The 25,126-nt window shown below is 50.1% G+C and carries 26 protein-coding genes and 2 pseudogenes; 19 read left to right on the forward strand and 9 right to left on the reverse strand.

The features are described from left to right. Window positions 1-72 precede the first annotated feature (72 nt). The 5 genes from C7452_RS09095 to C7452_RS07045 all read left to right on the forward strand — a co-directional run bounded on the left by C7452_RS09095 (window position 73) and on the right by C7452_RS07045 (window position 3,618). On the forward strand, window positions 73-237 hold the full coding sequence (locus tag C7452_RS09095) for a hypothetical protein (protein WP_162828725.1): 165 nt from the start codon (window positions 73-75) through the stop codon (window positions 235-237). Window positions 238-249: 12 nt separating this feature from the next. Further along, a complete protein-coding gene (locus C7452_RS07030; protein ID WP_115892664.1) occupies window positions 250-876 on the forward strand; it encodes a LysE family translocator in 627 nt (208 codons plus the stop codon). A gap of 141 nt (window positions 877-1,017) precedes the next feature. After that, window positions 1,018-1,809, forward strand: coding sequence for an HAD family hydrolase (locus C7452_RS07035; protein WP_115892665.1), 792 nt, complete (start codon window positions 1,018-1,020; stop codon window positions 1,807-1,809). A 29-nt stretch (window positions 1,810-1,838) separates the two neighbouring features. Continuing rightward, a complete protein-coding gene (locus tag C7452_RS07040; protein WP_245942887.1) occupies window positions 1,839-3,263 on the forward strand; it encodes a bifunctional metallophosphatase/5'-nucleotidase in 1,425 nt (474 codons plus the stop codon). A gap of 13 nt (window positions 3,264-3,276) precedes the next feature. After that, on the forward strand, window positions 3,277-3,618 hold the full coding sequence (locus C7452_RS07045; RefSeq protein WP_115892666.1) for a DsrE family protein: 342 nt from the start codon (window positions 3,277-3,279) through the stop codon (window positions 3,616-3,618). 46 nt (window positions 3,619-3,664) lie between these two features. Here C7452_RS07045 and C7452_RS07050 read toward each other — a convergent pair whose 3' ends face one another. Both C7452_RS07050 and C7452_RS07055 read right to left on the reverse strand, forming a co-directional pair. Further along, the gene (locus C7452_RS07050; protein WP_245942888.1) at window positions 3,665-4,222 is read right to left on the reverse strand and encodes a TMEM175 family protein; all 558 of its coding nucleotides are present in this window, start codon (window positions 4,220-4,222) and stop codon (window positions 3,665-3,667) included. A gap of 10 nt (window positions 4,223-4,232) precedes the next feature. Beyond that, window positions 4,233-4,982: a sugar phosphate isomerase/epimerase family protein gene (locus C7452_RS07055; RefSeq protein WP_115892667.1), complete on the reverse strand. Its 750-nt coding sequence runs from the start codon at window positions 4,980-4,982 to the stop codon at window positions 4,233-4,235. Window positions 4,983-5,234: 252 nt separating this feature from the next. On the opposite strand from C7452_RS07055, the gene C7452_RS07060 reads away from it, so the two are divergent. From C7452_RS07060 to C7452_RS07080, 5 genes are read left to right on the forward strand one after another with little or no spacing between them, the layout of a single operon-like run. Continuing rightward, window positions 5,235-5,660 carry a PadR family transcriptional regulator gene (locus C7452_RS07060; protein ID WP_115892668.1) on the forward strand — a complete coding sequence of 142 codons (426 nt, stop codon included), beginning with the start codon at window positions 5,235-5,237 and terminating at the stop codon, window positions 5,658-5,660. Continuing rightward, window positions 5,657-6,709, forward strand: a complete 1,053-nt coding sequence (locus tag C7452_RS07065) for a DrrA-related ABC transporter ATP-binding protein (RefSeq protein WP_010877097.1) — start codon at window positions 5,657-5,659, stop codon at window positions 6,707-6,709. Before C7452_RS07060 ends, C7452_RS07065 begins: the two co-directional genes overlap by 4 nt. 5 nt (window positions 6,710-6,714) lie before the next feature. Then, window positions 6,715-7,866, forward strand: a complete 1,152-nt coding sequence (locus C7452_RS07070) for an ABC transporter permease (protein ID WP_010877096.1) — start codon at window positions 6,715-6,717, stop codon at window positions 7,864-7,866. A gap of 27 nt (window positions 7,867-7,893) precedes the next feature. Then, window positions 7,894-9,105: a beta-alanine-activating enzyme beta-propeller domain-containing protein gene (locus C7452_RS07075; protein WP_231855279.1), complete on the forward strand. Its 1,212-nt coding sequence runs from the start codon at window positions 7,894-7,896 to the stop codon at window positions 9,103-9,105. A 35-nt stretch (window positions 9,106-9,140) separates the two neighbouring features. Then, entirely contained in the window at window positions 9,141-10,082 is a 942-nt protein-coding gene (locus tag C7452_RS07080; protein WP_010877094.1) for a pyridoxamine 5'-phosphate oxidase family protein, read from the forward strand. Window positions 10,083-10,191: 109 nt separating this feature from the next. Here the strand turns inward: C7452_RS07080 and albA are convergent, their stop codons facing one another. From albA to C7452_RS07110, 6 genes are all read right to left on the reverse strand, one after another. Beyond that, window positions 10,192-10,467: a DNA-binding protein Alba gene (albA, locus tag C7452_RS07085; RefSeq protein WP_013294904.1), complete on the reverse strand. Its 276-nt coding sequence runs from the start codon at window positions 10,465-10,467 to the stop codon at window positions 10,192-10,194. Window positions 10,468-10,546: 79 nt separating this feature from the next. Next, window positions 10,547-11,740 (reverse strand): nitrogenase component 1, encoded by a 1,194-nt coding sequence (locus C7452_RS07090; protein WP_048061062.1) that lies wholly within the window; start codon window positions 11,738-11,740, stop codon window positions 10,547-10,549. Window positions 11,741-11,763: 23 nt separating this feature from the next. Further along, a complete protein-coding gene (locus C7452_RS07095; RefSeq protein WP_115892669.1) occupies window positions 11,764-13,281 on the reverse strand; it encodes a 2-isopropylmalate synthase in 1,518 nt (505 codons plus the stop codon). Window positions 13,282-13,423: 142 nt separating this feature from the next. Beyond that, window positions 13,424-14,215, reverse strand: a complete 792-nt coding sequence (locus tag C7452_RS07100) for a DUF63 family protein (protein WP_010877090.1) — start codon at window positions 14,213-14,215, stop codon at window positions 13,424-13,426. Between the two features lie 144 nt (window positions 14,216-14,359). Then, window positions 14,360-15,022 (reverse strand): PHP domain-containing protein, encoded by a 663-nt coding sequence (locus C7452_RS07105; RefSeq protein ID WP_173402637.1) that lies wholly within the window; start codon window positions 15,020-15,022, stop codon window positions 14,360-14,362. 43 nt (window positions 15,023-15,065) lie between these two features. Then, window positions 15,066-16,082 carry a DUF1786 domain-containing protein gene (locus tag C7452_RS07110; RefSeq protein WP_115892670.1) on the reverse strand — a complete coding sequence of 339 codons (1,017 nt, stop codon included), beginning with the start codon at window positions 16,080-16,082 and terminating at the stop codon, window positions 15,066-15,068. Window positions 16,083-16,230: 148 nt separating this feature from the next. On the opposite strand from C7452_RS07110, the pseudogene C7452_RS07115 reads away from it, so the two are divergent. From C7452_RS07115 to C7452_RS07160, 9 genes and pseudogenes are all read left to right on the forward strand, one after another. Further along, a pseudogene (locus C7452_RS07115) lies at window positions 16,231-17,519 on the forward strand (TrpB-like pyridoxal phosphate-dependent enzyme). Window positions 17,520-17,656: 137 nt separating this feature from the next. Then, complete coding sequence (locus tag C7452_RS07120; RefSeq protein ID WP_115892671.1) at window positions 17,657-17,941, forward strand: hypothetical protein; 285 nt, start codon at window positions 17,657-17,659, stop codon at window positions 17,939-17,941. Window positions 17,942-17,951: 10 nt separating this feature from the next. Then, window positions 17,952-19,172 (forward strand): bifunctional 5,6,7,8-tetrahydromethanopterin hydro-lyase/3-hexulose-6-phosphate synthase, encoded by a 1,221-nt coding sequence (locus tag C7452_RS07125; protein WP_115892672.1) that lies wholly within the window; start codon window positions 17,952-17,954, stop codon window positions 19,170-19,172. Between the two features lie 16 nt (window positions 19,173-19,188). Then, a complete protein-coding gene (locus C7452_RS07130) occupies window positions 19,189-19,773 on the forward strand; it encodes a flavodoxin family protein (RefSeq protein WP_115892673.1) in 585 nt (194 codons plus the stop codon). Window positions 19,774-19,831: 58 nt separating this feature from the next. Further along, window positions 19,832-21,388 (forward strand): oligosaccharide flippase family protein, encoded by a 1,557-nt coding sequence (locus tag C7452_RS07135; RefSeq protein WP_115892674.1) that lies wholly within the window; start codon window positions 19,832-19,834, stop codon window positions 21,386-21,388. A 44-nt stretch (window positions 21,389-21,432) separates the two neighbouring features. Beyond that, on the forward strand, window positions 21,433-22,107 hold the full coding sequence (locus C7452_RS07140) for a TOBE domain-containing protein (RefSeq protein WP_115892675.1): 675 nt from the start codon (window positions 21,433-21,435) through the stop codon (window positions 22,105-22,107). Between the two features lie 47 nt (window positions 22,108-22,154). Continuing rightward, a complete protein-coding gene (locus C7452_RS07145; protein WP_342769721.1) occupies window positions 22,155-22,394 on the forward strand; it encodes a ferredoxin family protein in 240 nt (79 codons plus the stop codon). Next, entirely contained in the window at window positions 22,360-22,935 is a 576-nt protein-coding gene (hisB, locus tag C7452_RS07150) for an imidazoleglycerol-phosphate dehydratase HisB (RefSeq protein ID WP_115892677.1), read from the forward strand. The genes C7452_RS07145 and hisB overlap by 35 nt, the downstream gene beginning before the upstream one ends. A 378-nt stretch (window positions 22,936-23,313) precedes the next feature. Continuing rightward, window positions 23,314-24,071, forward strand: a pseudogene (locus C7452_RS07160) (class II glutamine amidotransferase). A 126-nt stretch (window positions 24,072-24,197) separates the two neighbouring features. Here the strand turns inward: C7452_RS07160 and C7452_RS07165 are convergent. Beyond that, window positions 24,198-25,028 carry a F420-dependent methylenetetrahydromethanopterin dehydrogenase gene (locus C7452_RS07165; RefSeq protein ID WP_010877074.1) on the reverse strand — a complete coding sequence of 277 codons (831 nt, stop codon included), beginning with the start codon at window positions 25,026-25,028 and terminating at the stop codon, window positions 24,198-24,200. Between the last annotated feature and the right edge of the window lie 98 nt (window positions 25,029-25,126).

Below are 25,126 nucleotides of genomic sequence, written 5' to 3' on the forward strand. Positions count from 1 at the left end.
CCGATAATCATCACAGATGACTGGAAGGATCCTTATACTATGAGTGATAGAAATTGATATGGAGCTGATAGCATGTACCCCACCAGGACGTATATGAATGAACTCCTCACAAGGATGGACCATGTCTTCGAGAGGATGAGGATAGTTAGCCGGACAAGGTCCCTTAAAAGAGAAGAGATCGAAGAGATAGACCACCACCTCTCAGAGATAATGAGGATACTGAACAGATACAACTGAAGCCGTGGAATCATGATCAGTATCCTGCTATTCGCCCTGACATCATTTCTGATTGGACTATCCGGGGCCATGGCCCCCGGACCCCTCCTTACCGTAACTGTTTCAGATTCCATCAGGAGGGGATTCAGGGCCGGACCCCTCCTTGTGGCCGGCCATGTCCTCGGAGAGGCTCTCCTTGTTACTCTGATACTGATGGGCCTGGGTTATATCCTCAGATCAGGCCCTGCTCCAGCCATCCTTGGGACTGCAGGTGGAGCAGTCCTCATATGGATGGGAATCCTTGGTTTCAGGGATTCTGAAGACACTGAAAATATCCCTGAGGGTGGGTCAATCCTTCGGGGGGCCATCATAAGCTTTGCGAACCCATACTTCTTCCTGTGGTGGGGTGCGGTGGGCGCTGCCCTGATGTACAGGGGACTGGAGCTTGCAGGCGTCCTTGGACTCCTGGCATTCCTTGCAGGTCACTGGTCATCTGACCTCACATGGTACAGTCTCGTATCATTCCTCTCATCAAGGAAATCCTTCAGAATGGATGGAAGACCTTACAAAATTATTATGATGATTTTAAGTCTATTCCTGATTCTTTTTGGAGTCTACTTCTTAATTGAAAGCCTGAAGACCATTTCAGGGTATTCCTAGGATGTTTATGGGTCTCGCTTACAGGTGCCACTATATCCTCTCAAAATCTTAATACCATAAAAAAACATATATTGGTCCGATGAAGGCCGTTGTTTTTACCTTTCAAAATCTTAATACCATAAAAAAACATATATTGGTCCGATGAAGGCCGTTGTTTTTGATAATTCAGGGACACTCATAAGGAGGTACAGAGCCCTCAAGGATCTTAAAACCGGTAAGATATGTGACAGCATGAACTCACTTGATGTTGTTGATTACCGGGACCGTAGAGCACTCGTGGTACTTCAGACGGACCCATCCACCTGTATAGTGAATGCCAGGCCCCACCAGACAATCTACGAATTCATAGAGAGGAACCATATAAGGTTCAATATAAGCTACGCCAACACCGCAGTTGATCCCGGTGAAATCCTTGAGGTCCTAAGGGATGACCCGGCCACCGTGGGGGACATACAGGATACCATAGATGCTGTTGCAGGGAAGAACTACAACATACAGATATGCAGCGGTTCAGGTTTCATCGTCAACATGGACCGGGGGAGGGTGGATTTCACCATAACAGCAGGAGGAAAGCTCTTCCCGGAGGTCCCCCATGTTATCGGTGAACTCATGGACAGGAAAATCGACATATACATTGCATCGGGGGACAGGAAGGGGTCCCTCATGGAACTTGCAAAGCTCCTAGGAATCCCCACTGAAAACGTATTTGACACTGCAGACACCGAGAGGAAGGCCGAAATAATCCGTGAACTCAGGAGGAGGTACAGCAGGGTCGTTATGGTGGGTAATGGCATCAATGACATCCTGGCCCTCAAGGAAGCCGATGTAGGGGTCCTGACACTCCAGCAGAGGGAACCTGTTCCCCAGAGACTTATAGAAGCCGCTGATTATGTAATAGAGAATATAGTAGAGCTGCTGGATATAGAGATCTGAGGTTAAAACCTGTAAGGGGGGGGTGTTTCTTGGCTGAACTGAGCATAATCCAGGTGAACGACACCCACGGATACATTAAAAGCCATCCCGAACTTTTCTGGGAGGGCCGCGAAATCGTATATGAGACCCTTGGTGGTTACCATCACATGGCTGGACTCGTTGATAAAATACGCGAAGAGAGGCCCACTCTACTTCTTGACTGCGGGGACACCATCCACGGCACATACCATGCCGTGAAGAGTCGGGGCGCTGCAATGGTCCCACTGCTGAATGAGATGGGATTCGATGCCATGACAGCTCACTGGGAGTTTGCCTACGGACCTGAAAGGTTCATTGAACTCTCAAAGAAGCTCAATTACCCTGTACTTGCCATAAACTGCTACCGTGAGGGTACCGACCGGCGGGTATTCCAGCCCTATGAAATCCTTGATGTTGGGGAACTGCAGGTGGGTGTCATAGGGATAGCATCAAACATCGTAGATAAGGTCATGCCACCCCACTTCAGTGAGGGCCTTGAATTCACCCTTGGCCTTGAGGAGCTCCCCGGATGGATCGATATTCTCAGGAATGAGGAGAGGGTGGATCTCACCCTTGTGATCTCGCACCTTGGCTTTCCACAGGAGGTTCAGCTGGCATCTGATGTTGAAGGCATCGATGTGCTGCTGAGCGCACACACCCACAACAGACTCGAGAGGCCCCACATCGTTGGAGATACCATAATCATACAGTCAGGCTGTCATGGCTCCTTCATCGGGCGCCTTGACCTGGAGGTGGATGATGGTGTCAGGGGATTCAGCCATGAACTCATGAAGGTGAGGGGCCCCTCAGATCCTGATGTTGAGGAGATGGTGCTCAGGATAACTGAGACCGACAGTGACCACCTTGAAACGGTCGTGGGCTCCACCAGAACCCACCTTAACAGGTACACCATACTGGAGTCAACCATGGATAACCTCCTCCTACAGGCCGTGATGGATACAGGGGACTTTGACCTTGCATTCTCCAATGGGTGGCGTTACGGTGCCCCTGTGCCGCCAGGGGATATCAGAATTGATGATCTCTGGAACATCATACCTGTAAATCCCCCTTTATCCAGGGTAAGGTTAACCGGCAGGGAAATATGGGATATGATGGAGGAAAACATTGAACTCGTATTCTCAAGGAACCCCTACAATCAGATGGGCGGCTACCTCAAGAGGTGCCTCGGACTTGAGATGTACTTCAAGATCGAGAACCCTCCAGGTGCAAGGATACAGAAGATATTTGTAAATGGCAGACCCCTTGACCCATCAGGGACCTACAGTGCCGTCTACGTCACATCCCAGGGGGTCCCCTCCAGGTATGGTGAGGACCATGAGGAGACGGATCTGAGGGCCATTGAGGTGCTTGAAGAATACATCGCAAGAAACAGCCCGGTGGACGCCGGACTGGAGGGGAGAATAACACCAGTGTAGCGTAGGTGGTGTCATGGTGGATTACAGTGTGGTCTTCCACATAGATGAGGATGATGACTCAAGGGTTCTGCTCCTCATCTCCAATGTCAGGAACCTAATGGTTGACCTTGAATCCGTTAGAATAGAGGTTGTGGCTTACTCCATGGGAGTTAATGTCCTCAGGAGGAATTCTGAGTACTCAGGGGATATAGCTGAGCTCATGGATCAGGGTGTCAGGTTCTGTGCATGCTCAAACACCCTCAGGGCGTCTGGTATGGATGGGGATGACCTCTTGGAGGGAGTCGATGTTGTATCATCCGGTGTGGGTCATATTGTAAGAAGACAGACAGAGGGATGGGCCTATATAAGGCCCTGAATCATTGCATTTAAGTATGTGCAGAGTCCTGAAAAGTGCCACGAAGCTAAAGGAGCCTTTTTAATATGATAAGTGCGTAGGCGGTGGAGCTGTACTCCGGTGCAATGGGTGTTAAGATGAGTGCAAGGATGGCCGCAAGAGGCATTAAAAGATTCTTCTTCAGGATTAAGCGGTATTCATTTTCTCCGATATCCATTAAACCATTCCTCTGGGTATAGATCCAGCTCATGGATAATAAAAGACCTATGGTGAGCATATTCAGGTGGAACAGGATATTGGGTGTTACAAGGTCTCCATAATTACCTGTCAGCTTTGTTGAGAATGGTACCAGGACAACGACCATGAGCCAGACGATGTTTATCCATATGAATCCCGTGTCAACCTTCTCCAGTTTCTCGAAGTGCATGTGGTTAACCCACCAGAAGACGCCGAGGAGGAGGAAACTGAGACAGTAGCTGTACAAATCAGATGCAAGGCCCCTGATGTAGGCATCCATTGCCGGAACACTCATGGTGCCAGTGGGTGCATCTATGCCCAGAACAAGTATGGTCATGGCGATTGCAAATATGGCATCAACCAGAGCCTCCAGTCTCTTCTTTTTCATGAAAGCCACCTCAACGGACGACCTCCTCAAGGATTCTTCTGCTCCTGATTACACCATCATAGCTGTTCAGTTCTATCACACCCCTCTCTATGGATCCCAGGAGTTTAAGATCGACTGTGCCCTCCCCGAGGGGCAGGTGCTGGTCCCTCTTCCCGTTATTGTCACTGAGGTGATAGTGGGCTGTTCTTTTGATCTCCAGGAAATCCTGGAGGCGCCCTGTAGTGTTGGCATGTCCTATGTCAACCGTTGCGTAGGAGCCACATTTTTCAACAAATCTCTCATGTTCTGCAGGGTTATTGCAGAGGTAGGAGAATCTTCCAGGCATGTTTTCGACTGAGAATTTTATGGAAAGATCCTCTGCGTATTCAACGCATTCACCAAGTGTTTCAAGTGCGAACTGGAGTGCAGCACTCCTTATCCTGTCCTCCCTCCGGTGAACCACTCCCGGGTGGGTTGTGACTGTTGTTGCACCTATCCTTGATGCAAGTTCAATTGTCTCGACCATCTGCCTCCCTGTCTCCTCCCTTATACCCCGGTTCATGCTTGCAGGGTTCAGGTCTATGGTGGGTGCATGGATAAGGACCTCGAGGTCGAAGGACTCGAAGACTTCCAGGGAATCCCCGTCCTGAAGTAGCCTTCTTGGCCAGTAGGGTCCCTCACAGAGGAGCTCTACAAGTTCAAACCCGTCATCCTCTGCTTTCTGAAGGATGTTTTCCAGTGGCTCCATGAAAAGCGCCAGGGTTGAAAAACCAAGTCTCATATCAGATCCCGGTAGATCTTCTATTTATAGGGGCTTATGAGTCTTTCCATTTGATTGCAGTGCCCACGAGTTACCCGCGCAGTTCCACGGGATAACGCCAGATTCCCTCCCCCATCATCACCGGTTAAAGGACGGCTCATCAATATATCACAAACTTTATATATCATGAACATTTTATTATGGTAAATAGATATATCGTAAAACTGATATATTGTGTATATGAAAACACCAGGTTTCTCTGGAGATGACTCTATGTGCGCAGAAGAAGGTCCCCTCCCCGGTGAGGGGGGTGAATTCGATGAAAAGATAATAAAAAGCTTCATGAGAGGATTTGGAAAGACAATGATCCTCTGGATGATAAGCAAGGAAAAAATACATGGCTACGAGATAATGCGACGCCTTGAAAGATTCTACTCATTCAAGGGCATGCACTGCAAGAACATAAAACCGCCCGGACCCAGCGTAATCTACCCGGTACTCCATGACCTCGAAAGGAAGGGACTGATAGAGGGCAGCTGGGAGATGCACGGTGAGAAAAGAGTGAAATACTATGAGATAACCCCTCTCGGTGAGAAGACGATAGAGAGGATCCGGCAGATAATGAGGGACCATGTATCAAAGATATGGGAAGACTTCTGGAATGACATGTTCCCCGCTGAAAGGGAGGATGAAACATGAAATATGCGATAGAAACCTTCGATCTCACAAAGGTCTACGGGGACTTCAAGGCGGTGGACAGCCTGAACATGAAGATAGAGAAGAACTCCATCTTTGGTTTCCTGGGGCCCAACGGGGCCGGGAAGACAACAACCATAAAGATGCTCACATGTCTCATCCCGCCAAGCTCAGGGACCGCCAGGGTTGCAGGTTATGATATACTCAAAAACCCCGATGAGGTCCGGCAGCAGATAGGCATGGTTCCCCAGAAGGTAAGCCTATACGAGGACCTCACAGCAAGGGAAAACGTGGAGATGTGCGCAGACTTCTATGGCATGCCCGAGGATCTGAAGGAATCAAGGATAGAGGAGCTCATGGAACTTGTGGACATAAAATACGCTGCAGACAAGCCAGTCGGGCAGATGTCAGGTGGCCAGCAGCAGAAGGTGTCACTGGTTGCAAGCCTCATACATCAACCAGACATCCTCTTCCTGGACGAACCAACAATCGGCCTGGACCCGACAACCAAGCGGGTGCTCTGGGACCTCATAGACGAACTGAACAGCAGCGGTCACACCATCATACTCTGCTCCCACGACATGTACGAGGTGGAACTCCTCTGTGACTACGTGGGGATAATAAATCAGGGCGTTCTTGCCGCCTTTGACACTCCACAGGGGCTCAAGGACACAGTGATAAAGGAGGAGGAATCCCTCAGAGCAAAGGAGATCGGTGGGATACTGGACAGGATCGACAAGGAGACGCCTGAATCCGAGAGAAGGGCCATCCAGGAGATCAAGAAATCAGAGAGGATATGTGCCGGTAAGGAGATAAGCATGCTCATTGTGAACCTCACAGATGATCTACTATCTGAACTGGAAGCCCTACCGGTTACACTGGACGTTAAGAAGCACCATACAGGAAGGATAATCCTTGAACTCGATGAAACATGCGAAACTGCCGTTAATGATGTTCTGGCGGCTGTTATAAGGAACAACGCCAGGATAACCTCAATTTCAACAAAGGACCCCTCACTCGAGGACGTATTTATGAAGGTTACAGGGAGGTAACCGTTATGGAAATGAAAAAGGTTATGTGGATGCTTAAGAAGGACCTGATAGTCCTCTGGAGGCACAAACCGCGCCTCATATCCATCATACTGTTCCCCATACTGATGATAACCCTCTTCGGTTATGGTATGGGCGGTACCCTTGAGAATATACCCGTGGTTATAGTGGAACAGAGCAGCGGTCCGGTGACAGACCAGACCGTTGATGCCATGAGGAACATGAGCCTCTATGATATAAAGGATATCCTGAAGGACCCGGAGATCGCCAGGGATATGGTGGACGCCGGGGAGGTCAAGGCAGCCATAATACTGCCACCTAACTATGATAACCTCACATCATCGGAGCCCACCGTGGTCATGTACCTTGACTCCTCGGATCAGCTGGCAAGCCAGGCCCTTGTACCGGCAACACAGGCCCTCTTCAGCAAGCTATCCGGGCAGCTTGCTGTGGAGAGGATGCAGGGCACATCCATGAATGCACAGAATTCAACTCCAAGTTCAGGTTTCCAGAGCATGGTCAGCACCATAAACCTCCAGATTGACAGAATCTACGGGGACGTCAAGTACATGGACTTCCTTGTGCCCGCCATACTGGCCATGACCATAATGTTCTCCTGCATGTTTGGAATGGGTCAGTCCATTGCGGGTGAACGGGAAAGGGGAGAGCTTGCAAGGCTCTTCATGACCCCCACAAGTGTAGCCACAGTTGTGGGAGGTAAGATAATCTCAAAGCTTGTGATAGAAAGTGGAAGGGCCCTTCTCCTGCTCTTCATTGCAATTCTTCTCTTCGGTATCAAGATAAATGGTAGCATGCTCCTGACGGTCCTGCTACTGATACTGACGGCCCTCTGCTTTGTCGGCTTTGGTATAATGATATCAGCCAGGGTGGGGACCCAGGAGGACTACATGCAGATGGTCATGCCCTTCGCCATGCCCATGATGTTCGTATCAGGGGTGTTCTACCCCATTGAGACCATGCCCTGGATATTCCAGAAGATAGCCTACGTAGTCCCCCTCACCTATGCCAACAATGCCCTCCGGGCAGTCATGCTAAAGGGCGCCGGTGCTGGGGACATAATGGTTAACCTCCTTGTGCTTGGTGGATTCACCCTCCTGTTCTTTGCGATGGGTGTTACCCGTTTCAACAGGGACATTTAATGTAATTAGTTTAATGTGGTGATAGAAATGATGAGAAAAGGTTTAATCGCGGCACTCATAATCCTTGGGATGATCCTCAGTCCTGTATCAGCAGCTGACTGGCCGGTATTCCATGGAGACGAACAGCACACAGGTTATGCAAAGGAGCCAAGCGACTTCTCTGCAAAGACATGGTACCTCTCCATTGGGGGTATAAAGTCATCCCCGGCCATATTCAACAAGGTGGCCTACATAGGATCCCTTGATGGGAGGCTCTATGCAGTGAACCTTGAGACCGGGTCCGTGGTCTGGAGCTACAAAACAGAGGGTGCCATCGTCTCATCGCCGGTGGTTGTAAATGGGACCGTATTTGTGGGTTCCTGGGATGGATACCTCTATGCAATAGACACAGACACCGGAGACCTTGAATGGAAATTCAAAACAGGTAACAGGATAGAATCATCACCTGCAGTGAGCGGGGACACCGTCTATATTGGATCTGATGACTGCAGGGTATACGCTGTGGACAGAGACGATGGCTCCAAGAAGTGGGAGTTCTACACCGGGGACGCCGTTAAATCATCACCCCTCCCTGTGAATGGCACCTTATATGTGGGTTCATTCAATGGTAAGGTATACGCCCTCTCAGAATCCGACGGGAACGAAGTATGGAGTTACACGTCAGGGGACGCCATAAGATCCTCACCAGCCTTCTGGAATGGGACAGTCTATGTGGGGTCAGATGACGGGAACATCTACGCCCTATCAGAGTCAGATGGGAATGTGATCTGGAAGTACAGCCTCGGCGACCGTGTATATTCCTCCCCATCAGTTGACACAGAGGAGAACAGTGTCTTCATTGGATGCGATGACGGGAACATCACATCCCTGGACACCAGGACCGGTGCCCTGAAATGGTCATTCCATACCGGTGCCCCTGTACGTTCAACACCGGCTCTCTTTGAGAACATGATAGCGGTGGGATCAGATGACGGGACACTCTACATCCTCAACAAGTACAGTGGCAGGGAGGAGTGGAGCTACTCCCCAGGCTACTACCTCTTCAGCTCACCTGTGAGTTCCTCTCCAGTGGTCTACGGCAAGACAGTCTACTTTGCAACCGAAAACGGATACATATACGCCCTTGACTCCAAGAAGAAGGAGGCTCCTACCTCAGTATTCGCCTACTACATCATTGCAGTGATCCTTGTAATCGCCGGAGCTGTTATCGGACTCAGGAAGGTTGCAGGAAGAAGATAAAATACCCATTTTAATTTTTAAAGGGGGATAATCCGATGTTCAGGACACTCATAATCTATGAGAGCACCTATGGGTCCACAGAGGAGGTTGCATCTAAAACCGGGATGATACTTGGACCATCGAGGTGCTGCAGGGTCCCTGAATTCCAGGAGCCCTTCAGGGACTTTGAATTCTTTGTAATTGGATCCGGTGTCTACCGGGGGAGAATGCACCCACGAATAACTGATTTTATAAGGGAAAACCCATGGCTCAGGGAGAAACCCGTGGCACTCTTCTCAGTTTCCCTGAGTAGAGAGGATGGTCTGAGAGCCATTAAGGAAGTTGAAGATCTTATCGGAGGTAGCATATATTCCCGGGCGCTTGGTGGACGTATGAAACTCGGCGAACTTTCAGAGGAGGACCTTGCTGATCTCCAGGCGTTCTCTGAGGTCACCGGTATTGAGTTGAGTGACGTTGATCTCCTGGATAAAGGGGAGGTCACTGAATTTGCACTTGAACTGAGGGACATCCGTGACTCCCTCATGACCTCCATTGATGAGGGTGAACTCCGTGGATTCATTGACGAATTCCTCAGATCACACAACACCTGCACCCTTGCAACCTGCCATGGAGGACAGCCACGGGCCACACCCCTTGAGTACATATATGATGGGGATTCCCTCCTCATAATCAGTGAGGGTGGTGAGAAATTTGCAGGTCTCCCCGAGAATGAACGGGTTTCAGTTGCAGTATACGAGGACTACACATCCATGAGCGACCTTGCAGGGATGCAGATAACGGGTGCTGCCAGCATACTCCATGGAAAGGATGCTGAACATGTTTATAAGCTGAGGGGTCTCAACCCGGATGCAGTGAAGGATCTGAACATTGATATGAATGTCATAAGGATTGATATCATGAAGGTTGAATTCCTCAACAGTAAATTCAGGGACCTCTCAGCATGCCCAAAGCAGGTCCTCTGGGTTAAAAAAGAGTAATTAAAATTGACTGCACGTAAAAACCCTTAAATGATTAATCAGAGGTCACTGCAACCTTTGATAATAAAATATAAAAAATGGAAACCTGTGGCTTCCATCTTTTATATTTTTAATCCTTTCGGAGCTGAATTTCTATTGCTGAAACATTGGTAGCGGTTCCCTCGTTACCAATGATCTCCTCTGTGCATATGTCGATGTTCTCTATCTGTATGTCTGGTATGAAGCGGTTCCTTACAATCTCTGCAACGTCAACAGCCCGGCTTATGGCTCTTCCACGGGCTTTAAGGATCACTTCACTGGTCCCACCGTTCATCTGAGTAACCACGGCCAGAACATAGTTCATTACAGGCTTGTTTCCGATGTATACTACATTCTCCTCTGACATCACTTAACCTCCAAGAGTGTCTGTAATAAAGATAGAAACCCAAGATTATATAAACTTTGTGATATGGTAACTGAAAAATTTAATAACAATCATGATCCCCATAAACAGCCCCGCACATTCTAGCACCAAGGTTAACAGCCCCCCTGAAACCTGCTGTGAGGCTGGATCCATGCATAACATCGATGAGGGGTGCCCCTGAAACCTCAGATATGCGGGTCTCTGCAAGGCCTCCCAGTATCAGTTCGGGTTCAGTCCTGATGATGGCCTCCTCAATATCAGAAACATCGACCCCGACAAGTATCTCTGACCTCAATCCAGGCACCCCTCTAAGGTTTTCCAGTGTGTAATCACCTATCATATCCATTGATACAAGAACTGGCTTCATCCGCAGTTCAGTTATGAATTCTGTGAGTGCAACGGCCCTTGTTGGTCCTGAAACTACCGCCACCCTCAGACCCTCAAGTTCAGCCCTTATTCGATCCCTCTCCTCGATAAAAGCTGAGAATTCCTCATTTATGGGATAATCGAGGTTGAGATACCCGAGAACCTCCCTGTAAAATCTGAGTGAATTTGAAAAACCTATGGGGATGGGGTGGTGGATGAAGGGTGTCCCGAAGTTCTCCTCAAGGAAGCGGCAGGGGGCGATACCCGAGACATCACAGAAGGAGCAGTTGAGGTGGCCCGCCGGGATCATGGTCATGTCCCTGATGCTGCATCCTGATGTCAGGACACAGTTCACATCCACCCCCATCAATGATAGGGACTCCCTGACCTCCCTGAGGTCGGCTCCGCCCCTGAATTCACCTATTATGTTGACTGAAGGCTTAGATGATGGCTCCATCCTCCAGCAGAATTTATGGATGAGTGCCATCATCACCTCCTCATATCCCTCACCCTGACTGGATTCAAATCCACCGGCACTGACGGTTATGAGCTCCGCGTCCACGAGTTCTGAGGTCTCATCTGCAACCCGCCCTATATCCTCTCCGATTATGCTGGTTGCACAGGAACTCATAATTACTATGATATCAGGTTTTCGTGTCCTGTCAACCTCTATTATCCTGTCCCTGAGTTTCTCTGATGCTCCGAAGACCACGTCTGATTCTGATAGTTCTGTTGATGCCACAGCTATCCTCCGCCCGCCCCTGGCTGTGAGTAGATAGCCTATATGGTATGCGCATCCCCTGGGGCCATGGATGAGGGGTACTGCATTTTTTATGCCTGTCACCGCCCTCACGGCACCGAAGAGCTTGCAGGTTGAAACTGGCCCCATATCATACCAGCTCAATCACTTTTCTATTTAAGGCTCAGAATCTTGTTTATGGCGTCCAGTACTGCCTCAACACTCGCCATGACTATGTCCTCCCTGGTGGACCTTCCTGTGGCCTTGTTACCCTCCCTGTCACTCATGACAACGAAGACCTCTGCAAGTGCGTTTGTACCACCAGTTATGGCCTCTATGTTGTATTCATCGAGTTCTATGTCTGCTGTTTCACTTACAAGGCTTTGTATGGCGTTTATTGCAGCATCTACAGGTCCAACCCCTGTCATGGATGTTGTCTTGACCTCGTCACCGATTCTGAGCTTAACTGTGGCTGTTGGCATCACACTCTCCCCTGTCATGACTGCTATGCCCTCCAGCTTCACTATTTCCCTGCTGGCCTTTCCAAGGATGGTGACGGCCATGGCCCTCAGATCAGCATCCGTGATCCTCTTACCCTTATCTCCAAGCCTCTTGACCTGTTCATAGAGTGTGCAGAACTGTTCCTCCTTCATCTCTATTCCGTATTCCTGGAGCTTTGATCTGAGGGCGTTGGCTCCTGTGTGTTTACCAAGGACTATCCTCCTCTTGTGGCCCACCATCTCAGGGGTTATTGGTTCATAGGTTTCAGCCTTTTCAAGGACTCCATGCACGTGTATGCCGGCTTCATGTGCAAAGGCGTTTTCACCGACTATGGCCTTGTTGGGGGGCATCCTGACACCGGTTATCTTTGAGACGAATTCTGAGATGTTGACGAGTTCCACGGTTCTTATATCCACCGGGAGGTCATACCTGGTTATGAGGGCCATTACAACCTCCTCAAGGGCAGCGTTTCCTGCCCTTTCACCGAGACCATTCACTGTTGCATGTACCTGTGATGCCCCGGCCTCCACCGCTGCAAGGGAGTTGGCGACTGCCAGGCCGAAGTCATTGTGACAGTGCACGCTTATGGGTACCCTGAGTTCCTCCTTAAGCCGGGATACCAGGTGGTTCATGGCCCGGGGTATCATGACCCCGACGGTATCCGGGACGTTTATGATCTCGGCACCGGCATCCTCGGCTGCACGGTATACCTCAACCAGGTAATCAAATTCAGTCCTTGTTGCATCCTCCGCAGAGAACTCAACCTTCAGGCCATGTTCAGCCGCATATTCCACTCCAAAGACCGCCCTGTCTATTATCTCATCAGGGGACATTTTGAGCTTGTATTCCCGGTGGAGTGGTGATGTCCCTATGAAGGTGTGTATGTAATCAACTCCACAGTCTATTGCCGCGTCTATGTCCTCACGGAGCACCCTTGCCAAACCACAGATATTTGCTTCAAGTCCGAGTTCAACTATTCTCCTTATGGAGTTCATTTCACCTGGAGATGCTGCAGGGAACCCTGCCTCGATTGTATCGACTCCAAGGGCGTCGAGCTTCCTTGCTATACCCGTCTTTTCCTCCACTGTGAGGGCCACTCCAGGTGTCTGTTCACCATCCCTCAGTGTTGTGTCAAATATCCTGACATTCTCCGGGAGATTCATTTCTCCTTTAACCTCTTCTATGTACATCTTGATTCCCCGTGGTCTGGCATTTTATCTGCTTAAATTTCTGTGGGCTACAATTAAAAGCTTTTACACACAGTATGTTATAAGTTATATCTTATAAGTTATAACCCGGGTTCCCGGGTGCCAGGTAATTTACAGAAAACCATTAAACCGCCATGCTCAGGCTCAGGAAATTTCTGAGACCCGGGGCAAGGCCCAGTATAAATATCACAAGCTTGAGGGCCTCTGAATCCATATCGGACTCAACGTATCTATCAATGGCATAGAGGGCCGTCAGTATAACCGCCATCTTCAGGGGAAACATGACCATGGCAGTGCCCGTGAGGCCTGTTAGGGCTGATGGCAGCACATGCTGCTCTATATAGCCGTACCAGTCAACGGCAACGTAGGTTGAGGATGCATCGAAGAGGTGTGCATATATAACAGGGAGGTTCATCCTGCCCCGGAGGAACTCCCACCTCAAGCTCAGGGCGTAAAATGCTGCTGAAAAAACTGAGAACACTCCGAGGACGGAGAGGAAGGGTACCGGATCTATGTGACGTATGCTGATGAGGTTGGGCGCAGCGAGGACAGAGCCCGTGGCAAATATAAGTTTCCTGTAATCCCAGCCACGGGTCTCCTCAAGTTTAACCGCGGCTATTAGTGTTGCTATGGTTGTAAGGCCCACAAGGATGTATATGCCCGGGGTTACCAGAAGGTGTGTTAGCGGGTATATCCCGTTATCAACAAGGGCCCTTGCACCGGAGCCCAGGAATATGAAGGGAAGCAGGGGCACAAGTAGCTCGCCTGGATCCTTTTTAAGCCATCTGAACATCCTGAGTATTATCAGAACAGCTATTCCGAGTACAATCCCGAATACGACCGTGTTCAGTGGTGTGTAACCAGGGTGCAGGTAAAAGAAGTTGCTCTCAAGGAACTCGATGATTTCAGATATCATGTCACTCCCCCATGTTGAGGAGGTATGTCTGTCGAGGGCTGCAATGCATCTGATGACCGTGCCATGCCCGCATACGCTATTGAAGAATAGATTCCACTGGGAGGGTCAAATATGAGGTGTGCTGCCCAATTAGAGTTATCAGGATCAGACATAATCCCTCATCCTTCCAAGTAATTTCTTGTTTATGACCTCCCTCACAATGAGTGGGAGTGGTGTCCTGCTTCCTGCTGGCTCTGTTTTTCCCTTAAGGATAGCCCTGACTATATCATCAGCCTCGCCCTCAGAGTCAACCAGGGTGAAGGAGCTTCCAACGGCCTCCAGAAAGTGGGCGTCACTTGCACCTATCTCTGGTATGCCTCTTTTCCTTGCAAACTTCCGGGCCCTCCAGTTCGAGTAGCCCACGATGTACCTGGAGTTCAGGGTCTCGATGGCGTCAACACGGATGTTACGCTCATTCACAAAGAGTCCCTGCCGGTACCTCACAAAGGGGTGGGGTATTATGGCGACTCCATCCTGGTCATGTATCTCATCCAGGGTCTCGACCGGAGTGAGTCCCCTCGAGATCTCCTCCTGGATGCCAAGGGCAACGATATGTCCAGCAGATGTGCTGAGCTCCATTGCGGGTACCACGGTTATGCCCATTCCCCGGGACTCCTTGAGGGCGATTATTGATCCCTTCATTGTGTTGTGGTCTGCAACTGCCACCGCATCAAGACCCACGGCTGAGGCCCTCCTGAGGATCTCCCTGGGGGTTCCCCTCGCATCACCAGAATATACGCTGTGTATGTGGGGGTCTATCCTGATCATCCCATCACCCTGTACTCAATACTCCAGCAAAACAACACAAACATCAACTCACCCTATACTCAATACTCCTTATGAGACCCACGGGTCCTGTCATCATAACATCCCCCGCCGGTGCTGCATGGTGGACATCAAGGTCTATACCGTCAAGTATGCCCCTCTGGGGACCGGTTGCAACCACTTTGACCGGTTCGCCAACAGCATCAATGACATGGGCACCGTGACCGCCATCTCCATGGATTTCACCGTGGGTCAGCTCACCCAGGCAGAGCCTTATCATGAAGTCCTCGAGTTTAGCCGGTGAGAGCATGCGGGTGTGGTGCTCCATGACACCATGTATCCTCCCTTCAAGGATGCTGGCTGCCAGGGTGTGTCCATTTCCCACGTCCACCACGATAATCGGCTCATCTGAACTGACTGCAGGGTCCATGAGGGCCCCGGTCACTGAGGCGAACTTTGAATCCATGATGAGGGTGGGGTGTCTGATGGCCTTCTCAATGGACTTCATCCTTGTGAAGTACTCAGGGACGTCTCCCAGGTAGGAGAACTCCTCCGGGGGGATGGGTACGGATAATTTTTCCCTGATCTTCATGAATCTGAAGTTCCTATCACCCATATCACCCCCGGCCCCGTGGTCCTGTACAGCAACACCCAGCACATTAAAGTCCAGATCAACGTCAAAGCATGCAAGTGCCCCTCTTATGGCCTCAAGGTCTACGTCCCTGAATTCAATACTCTGAAGTCCCGGGTTTTCCTCTGATATCTCTATTCCCATGGCCATGACCCTTTCAGGATCATCCCTGACTGTCCTGGCTGCTTCAGGTGTCATGACCACCCGGTTTCCGGCTCCGATGTGTTCAAGTATTGCACCTGTAACCGGGCCCCCTCCCATTGTCTGTCCACTGATAAAGACATCGCCACTGATCCCCCGGATTCTCCCTGCAATTATCCTTGTTGGTGAGGGCATTACCATCTTCAGGGAGTTCTCTATCCTGTCGATCCCCGTGTCATGGTACATTATATCCTGGGTTCCGGCCCCCACATCAACTGCAAGTATTTTCATGTGGGAAACATATCTCATCACTGTTTATTAACCATTCCCTTTGATGTACATATATGTACAGTAAAGTTTTAAATAGTTCTTTAAAGATATCTTACTGCATGGAAATGATGATTTCATCAGTAGGGACCAGTTCCAGCCATGAGGTGATATGATGAATAAGATCGTTCTTGATGAAAATGAAATACCAAAGAAGTGGTACAACATTAACCCGGACCTTCCCTCACCACTACCAGAACCAAAAAACCCTGAGGGTGGGAAGAACATTGAAAACCTGCCAAGGGTATTCTCAAGGGGAGTGCTTGAGCAGGAGATGTCCATGGAGAGATGGATAAAGATTCCCCGGGAGGTCATGGACGTCTATAAGATGATTGGAAGGCCCACACCACTATTCAGGGCAAAGGGCCTTGAGGAGATGCTGGACACTCCGGCAAGGATATACTACAAGAGGGAAGACTATTCCCCCACAGGGAGCCATAAACTGAACACCGCCATAGCCCAGGCATACTATGCCCGGGAGGATGGTGCAGAGAGATTAACAACAGAGACCGGTGCAGGACAGTGGGGAACAGCCCTCTCCCTTGCCTGCTCACTGATGGACCTCCAGTGCAAGGTCTACATGGTCAGAGTATCCTTCAACCAGAAACCCTTCAGAAAAACCATAATGCAGCTATACGGTGGTGAGGTTGTACCATCCCCAAGCAATCACACAGAATTCGGTCGCCGGATACTCAAGGAGGACCCTGAACACCCTGGATCCCTGGGCATAGCCATATCCGAGGCCATGGAGGAGGCTCTCCAGAAAGAAAACGTCTACTACTCCCTTGGAAGTGTACTTAACCATGTGCTCCTGCACCAGACCGTAATAGGTCTTGAGACAAAGAAACAGCTTGAAATCGCAGGTGAAACACCAGACATCATGATAGGGTGCGTTGGAGGGGCAGCAACTTCGGGGGGGCCATCTTCCCCTTCGTGAAGGACAAGCTTGATGGTAAGCTGGACTGTGAATTCATTGCTGCAGAGCCAAAGTCATGCCCAACACTCACAGCCGGAGAGTACCGCTACGACTTCGGTGACACTGCAGGCATGACCCCTCTCCTCAAGATGTACACCCTCGGCCACGACTTTGTACCCCCATCCGTCCATGCCGGTGGCCTCAGGTACCATGGAATGTCACCCCAGGTCGCACTCCTCGTGAGGGAGGGTGTGATCAATGCCAGGGCCGTTCCCCAGCACACCATATTTGAGAGCGGCGTCAAATTTGCAAAGGCAGAGGGTGTTGTGCCGGCCCCGGAAACATGCCATGCCATAAGTGTGGCAATCGATGAAGCACGCAAGTGCCGGGAAACCGGTGAAGAGAAGACCATAGTTATTAGTTTCTCAGGCCATGGTCTCCTCGACCTTAAGGGATACGGTGACTACCTGGAGGGTAAAATCTAAACCCATCCATCACCTCACCCCTACTGATTTTTTTCTCCCGGAGCCATCCAGAAACGGTGATGGCCGCTTCAATAGATATAAATACCATCATCACCTACACTAAAATTAATTTATATCAATCTCATCAAGGTGATCTGATGGACTACAGGAACATAGTTATCGGTGCCATGGTTCTCATCATAGCACTGATGGTTGGTTTCAATGTTGCCCTGTACCTGGGGGCCCAGGACCAGAATGTAACCCAGCTGGACTGGTCAGATAATGCAACAACAGATATGAGTTTTGCAAATGAATCCCCGGCACCGGTCAGCACCGACAACACAAAAACCACCACCAAGAGGATAAAAACAAACACAAGCAGTGCTGAAAACAGCACAGAAACATCTGAACCTGAAGAACCAGCAGGAAACCAGACCACATAGGAGGATTTTAATGTACAGAATAGGTGAAGCACTCATAGGAAGCGGCAATGAAGTCGCGCATATAGATCTCATCATAGGGGATAAGGAGGGAAACGCAGGGGCCGCCTTCGCAAATGGTCTCACAAACCTTTCACTGGGTCACACCCCACTTCTATCAGTCGTAAGACCCAACCTCATGACCAAGCCCGCCACACTCATCGTGCCAAAGGTCACGGTGAGCTGCCTTGAGGATGCCGATAAGATATTTGGCCCTGCCCAGACAGCAGTGGCACGTGCAGTTGCTGATTCCGTTGAGGAGGGCATAATCCCCGAGGAAAAGGCTGAAGACCTGGTTGTTATAGTCAGCGTATTCATACACCCTGAGGCAGAGGACTACAGGAAGATATACCAGTACAACTACGGAGCAACCAAGCTTGCCCTCAGAAGGGCCATGGAGGGCTACCCATCAGTCAGAAAGGTCCTCAGTGAAAAGGACCGTGGAAGCCATCCCATAATGGGCTTCAGGGCCGTGAGGCTCTGGAACCCCCCATACCTGCAGGTTGCCCTTGACCTCGATAGCATGGAGGAGATGGAGAGGATCATCAACACCCTTCCTGACAGGGAGCGCATACTGCTTGAAGCTGGAACACCCCTTGTCAAGAAATTCGGTGTGGGTGTTGTCAGGAGGATAAGGGAGCTTAGAAGGGATGCCTTCATAATAGCTGACCTCAAAACCCTGGATGTTGGAAGGATAGAGGTCAAAATGGCTGCAGATGAAACTGCAGACGCTGTTGCAATATCAGGCCTCGGGACAGTGGAGTCCATTGAGAAGGCCATCCACGAGGCCCAGAAACAGGGAATCTACTCCATACTTGACATGATGAACGTTGAAAACTTCGTCGATAAACTCAGGGGACTCAAATACAAACCCGACATTGTTCTCCTCCACAGAAACGTTGACCTTGAAACCCTCAGGGCTGAACGTGGAGAGGAACTTGGTGAAATGAGTGAGTGGGGTAACATCAGGGAGATAAAGGAGATCCTTGGACCCAGGGGCCTTGTGGCAGTGGCAGGGGGAATAACACCCTCAAAGATGCAGGAGGCCCTTGACAGCGGCGCAGACATAATAGTCGTTGGCAGGTACATAATAGGATCAAGGGACGTCAGGAGGGCTGCAGAGGACTTCCTTGAGCACATGCCCCAGGACCCCGACACCATGAGACTGCCCCTCGACGAGGACGAAGCAATCTAGAACTGGAGGGGGTTGCATGATACTCGGTATATGTGGAAGCCCCAGGAGGCAGGCGACAGAACATGTCCTTGAGAGGGCCCTCTCAATGCTTGAGGATGATGGCCTTGAGACAGAGTTCTTCACGGTGAGGGGTAAGAACATATCCCCCTGCAGACACTGTGATTACTGCCTGAGGAATAAGGAATGTGTGCTGAAGGATGACATGTTCCCCCTATATGAACTCCTCCGGAGGGCCGCCGGGATCATAATTGCAACCCCCGTGTACAATGGAGGTGTCAGCGCCCAGATAAAGGCCATCATGGATCGTTGCCGGGCACTGGGTGCTGAAGACTATGACTCCCTCCGCGGGAAGGTTGGTATGGGTATAGCTGTTGGTGGTGATAGATGCGGGGGGCAGGAGCCAGCCCTCATGCAGATCCACACCTTCTACATACTCAACGGCGTCATACCCATAAGTGGAGGTTCCTTCGGCGCAAATCTGGGGGCCTGTTTCTGGTCAAGAGACACCCTTGAGGGTGTTAAAGAGGACTCATATGGATTCAAAACCCTCAAAAAGACCCTTGGCATGTTTAAAAGGTTCCTGGACTCTGAAGGACCCTGAAATTCTTTTTTATTCGGAATTTATTTAAATCCGTCAACTCTTTATTTCTGGTGATTCAATGGCATCTTCAGGCACATCCAAACTTCTAAAGGGCAGTTTCCTTATAATGATAGGCAACCTCCTGTTCAGGGTCGGGGGCTACATCTACAGGGTGCTCATGACGCGTCTGCTTGGACCCGAGGGCTACGGTTTGCTTGGACTCACACTCCCCTTCCAGGGAATATTCCAGATACTGGCAGCGGGGGGCCTTCCTCCAGCCATTGCAAAGTACGTAGCCCAGCATAGGGCTCTGAATGAGGAGGAGATGGCGCGCCAGGTCGTTGTGACATCCCTAAAGGTGATGATATCCCTGGGTATAGCCTTTTCCCTGGTCATGTTTTTCACCGCCCCCTGGCTTGCAAATGATTTCTTCCACAAACCAGCAGCCCAGTACCCCCTCCAGGCGGTTGCCCTCATAACACCATTCAGTGTCATTGTTGGGGCATTCCGTGGGGCATTTCAGGGCATATACCGCATGGAATACGTCGTGATTACAAGGGCTGTTGAGCAGGTTTTCATGATAACAATGGCTGTTGTATTCGTCATGGCAGGTTTCTATGCAGCCGGGGCGGTCATTGGCACCTCCATGGGGTTCCTTGCATCAGCCATATCAGCCATAATCATCTTTCGCAGACTGATAAACAGTTACTTTCCGCCCGCCCCACCCGAAAAGAGACTGGGCCTAAGGGAGGAACTTGGACTTGTCAAGACCCTGATATCCTTCTCGATCCCGGTCATAATAACCGCCCTCTCTGAGATGGCCATATACGACATAAGCGTATTCGTAATAGGATACTTCATGGCAACAACCTCGGTGGGGTACTACACCGCCGCCGACCCTGTTGCAAGGCTCCCTCTTGTGATATCAATGTCTGTAGCCACGGCTGTACTTCCAGCAGCCTCTGAGGCATTCGCCCTGAAGGATCAGAAGCTCCTTGAGACCTACATTGTCCAGTCCTACCGGGTCGTGACCCTCCTTGTGCTGCCAATGTGTGTGGGTATAGCCGTGTTCTCAGGGCCCCTCCTTGAACTCCTCTTTGGGAGGGACTTCATCTTTGGGGCGGGGGCCCTCAGCATACTCGTGGTGGGTATGAGCTTCTACACCCTCTTCATGATATCATCAAGCATAACGCAGGGGATAGGGTACCCCCGCCTCCCCATGTATGTCCTGGTGGGTGGGACCATCATAAACCTTGTACTCAACGTTGCCCTTGTACCCATCCTCGGGATCGAGGGAGGGGCCCTTGCAACAACCCTTGCAGCCCTAATTATAATGATCATAATCCTGTGGAAGACCACACAGATAACAGGTGTGAAGCTTCCAGGGATGGCGTTCATCAGGATAGCCACTGCATCCGGGGTTATGGGTGGTTTCATGATGCTGCTCCCCCAGAACATCCCAGGCCTCCTTGCAGCCATCATCTTCGCTCCCCTGGTTTATGGTCTGAGCATTCTCCTTGTCGGTGGTGTTGAGAGGAGGGATGTGAGGCTCATTCGAAGGTTAGGTGCAAGGATGGGGCCCCTCAGTGGTGCAGTTGCAAGAATGGCTGATCTGATGGACCGGTGGGCGAGATAGTTGATGGCATAAAGATATAAAGAACCGGCGCCATAGGTTCTACAATGAGATTTGCCTGTAGAATCCCCATCAATGATCTTGAAGTTCCGGTTGATGAGAGAATGTTCAAGCTCCTCAACCTCATCCACAGGATGGGCTCCATAACAGTTGCAGCAAGGGATGCTGGAATTCCCTACAGAAGCGCCCTTGCATACATACGGAACGTCGAGGATATCCTTGGCGAGAACATAGTGGAGACCCGGCGTGGTGGAAGGGGAGGTGGTGGAGGCAGCAGGCTCACAGAGACAGGCCTGATGATCATCAAGGAGTACCTTAAACTAAAGAGGGCCCTCGAAAGACAGAGAACTGTGAATGAACTTGAGGGTGTCGTTAAGGAGGTTTCAGCGGATGGCCTCAGGGTGATGGTAGGGGGTTTCACCATTGATGCCGCCCGTGCAGAGGATGTATCCGCCGGGGACAGGGTCATCCTCCTTGTTGAACCTGATGATGTTGTCCTGATGAGGGAAAGGCAGGTCACAAGCATGAGGAACATCATCAGGGGGAGGGTGACGGGTCTTGAGATGAAGGGGGACATCGTAAGGGTCAGAGTGGACGCCGGTGATGGACTTGAGATTGAAACCCATATAACACCGGCTTCACAGAGGAACCTCCAGCTTAAACTGGGCACAATGATCTACGCCGGTTTTAAGGCAGTTGCTGTTACCGTCCTGAAGATATGAGGTGTTCACATAATCTCAAAACGCATTAACCTTTCATGAAGATGGGGGTGGTTCACTTGAAGATAATTGTTGATCCAGATAAGTGCACAGCATGTGGCGAGTGCCGGGAGGCATGCCCCAAGGGTGGGAAGATATGGACCATCCAGAGAGGGAAGCCTGCAAGCCCATCAAATCTTGAATTCTGCCACCAGTGCATGATCTGCGCAAGTAAGTGTCCTGAGGGCGCCATAAGAATTATCCGGGATGATAACTATGAGAAGAAGTATGAAGACGAGGGAAACCCTTGAAACCCATGTGAAGGTGGATCTTGAACTCGACGGGAGTGGAAAATCAAGCGTGAACACCGGTCTCGGATTCCTTGACCACATGCTTGAATCAGTTGCACGCCATGGACTCCTTGACCTGGAGGTTGAGGCGAGGGGTGACCTGGAGGTTGACGACCATCATACCGTTGAGGATGTTGCCCTCACACTGGGGGAGGCCCTGAGGGAGGCCCTGGGTGATAGGAGCGGTATAAGGAGGATGGCCCATGCCATGGTCCCCATGGATGATGCCCTTGCAACCGTTGCCCTGGACCTCAGTGGAAGGCCCTATACGGTCCTTGAACTGGAATTCGATGATGCTGTGATAGGTGATGTGAAATCACAGAACATAGGACACTTCATTGAGTCCCTTGCGGTATCTGCAGGCATGAACATCCACGCCTCCGTGAGGGGAAGGAACGACCATCACAAGGCCGAGGCTCTATTTAAGGCCCTTGCACTTGCAATCCGGGACGCTGTCCGGGTTGAACACGGGGAAATTCCAAGCACGAAGGGCAAATTGTAATATGGAACAGGAGATGGGATGAAAACTCCAGTTCCAGATAAGTTAGCCGGCATTCCGGCTCCACTGAAACAGTAAAGCACCTCTCCACGCAACCGTAAGCCCCTTTTTCATGTGATCACCATGAGTCACCTCCATGGTGGATTGTGCCTCAGCCATGTTCATCCAGAGACCACCATGGGGACCCAGAAAACATCAGACACGCTTCAAGTATATCCATTCACTGATAATATCAAATCTTAATTTGTAAACATTTATTAACCTTTTTTAACATATATTGTATCAGGATCAGGCTCGCCGGCCATGATCATATCATTGAAGGACTGCAAATCGCGGTTATCAACTGGAATGGGGGTGAACGTTTTGTGTGAACTTTTAGGAATGTGTTTCAACCAGGAGGTGCAGCCATCCTTCTCCTTGAGGGGTTTCAGGATGAGATCAGAGCGCAACCCCCACGGATGGGGGCTTGCCTTCTATCCGGACAAATCCGTCCAGGTGTATAAGGAGCCAGTAAAATCCAGAAAAAGCATTATGGCGGAGATCATGGAGGGCTATAACCTTATCAGATCCAGCATCATAATGTCCCATGTCCGGACTAAAAGCAGTGGAGAGATCTCCCACAAGGATACCCATCCTTCCAGAGGGAGTGGGACGGTAGAGAATATGTATTCGCCCACAATGGCACCCTAAATGCAGAATTTAACCTGGAAGACGGAAGATACCGGCCAGTAGGTGAAACTGACTCTGAGATAGCCTTTTGCCATATCATGAACCAGATCAGCGAAAAGGGGGTTACATTCAAGGATGAATCAGAATACAGGTGGCTATGGGACCTCCTGCGGGATATAAACCAGCGCGGAACATTCAACTGCCTTCTATCCGATGGCAGGCATCTCTTCTGTTACCATGACCATGCCGGATACAATGGTCTCTGCCAGCTGCACCGAAGGGCACCCTATGATAAAGTGAAACTCCTGGACGATGACTACGAGATAAACCTTGCCCATGAGAAAAGACCCGACCAGGAGGGCTACATCATCGCAAGCAATCCTCTGACCAATGAAAAATGGGAAGAATTCCAGGAGGGTGAACTGAGGGTCTACAGGGATGGTAAACTGGTATACAGCTCCGGAGAATAGGTTAATCTGAACCTCTCCATCCCCACTTCATTTTGCTGTGGAACTTCAAAACTTGTGTGGATGTCTTTTCAGCTGAGACCTCTAAAATTATATTAAAGGGAGAAAAAAAGTAAAACCAGAACTGATCTATTCTGGTTTGGCCAGAAGATCAGTTTTGCTTAATGTTTCGCCCTCTTTACCGTGTGGTGTTCTGAGGACGGTGTCGTTGGCCTTTTCAATCTCCCTTGCTTCTACTGCAAGTTTGGCTGCTGCGGCCAGCATTTCATGTGCTGATGCAACTATTGGTATGTACTTGTCTGGATCCTGCACCATGAAGCAGCCCTTAACGTCTATATCTGCAACCTTGGTGGCTATCTCATATGCTGCCATGGCCTTGGCCTTTGCATATGGGTTCTCATATCCTGCTGCCTCAACAGCCACGTCGGTATCTATAACAACCTGTGGAAGTTCAGGAGCCTTTCCAGCCTCAACATCGGCGATCATGGCATCAATTGTGTTCTGAACGACCCTGTATGCACCTGTGAATGCCAGAACCTTTATAACGTCGGAGTTGAAGGATGCCATCTCTGTTGGGTCCAGGAACTCCCTCCTGGCACCTATCATTGGGTCCGCCTTAACTATGATGTAACCGAGTCCCTGTTCCTCTATTTCATCCTTTACCCTCAGACCTGGAGCGTCACCAATTATCATGGCAGGGACGTCAGCCTCTGATAGGAGTTCCCTTGCCTTTGCAGGGCCCGGTGCACCTGGGTTTGGACTTATAAATATAACAAAGTCCCTGTCCATTTCAAGCATGGTGGGTACTGCCCTCTCAATTTCATCAGGGTTCATCTTTGCACCAGAACCAACCACACAGACATCTATGTTTGGCCTGTCGGCCCTCTCATCTAGTAACAGGTCAAGTACCGGTGAGGTCCCGATGTTACCGCATCTTATTATCCCAATTTTTACAACCATTAGATCACCAGAATCTTATTATTTTGCACCTTATTAAGTATTTTATGATTTAAAGATTATGATTAAGCTTTTATATCAGTAGTATATTTTTCACGGTT

The sequence above is a fragment of the Methanothermobacter defluvii genome (assembly GCF_003385755.1).
GTDB lineage: Archaea > Methanobacteriota > Methanobacteria > Methanobacteriales > Methanothermobacteraceae > Methanothermobacter > Methanothermobacter thermautotrophicus.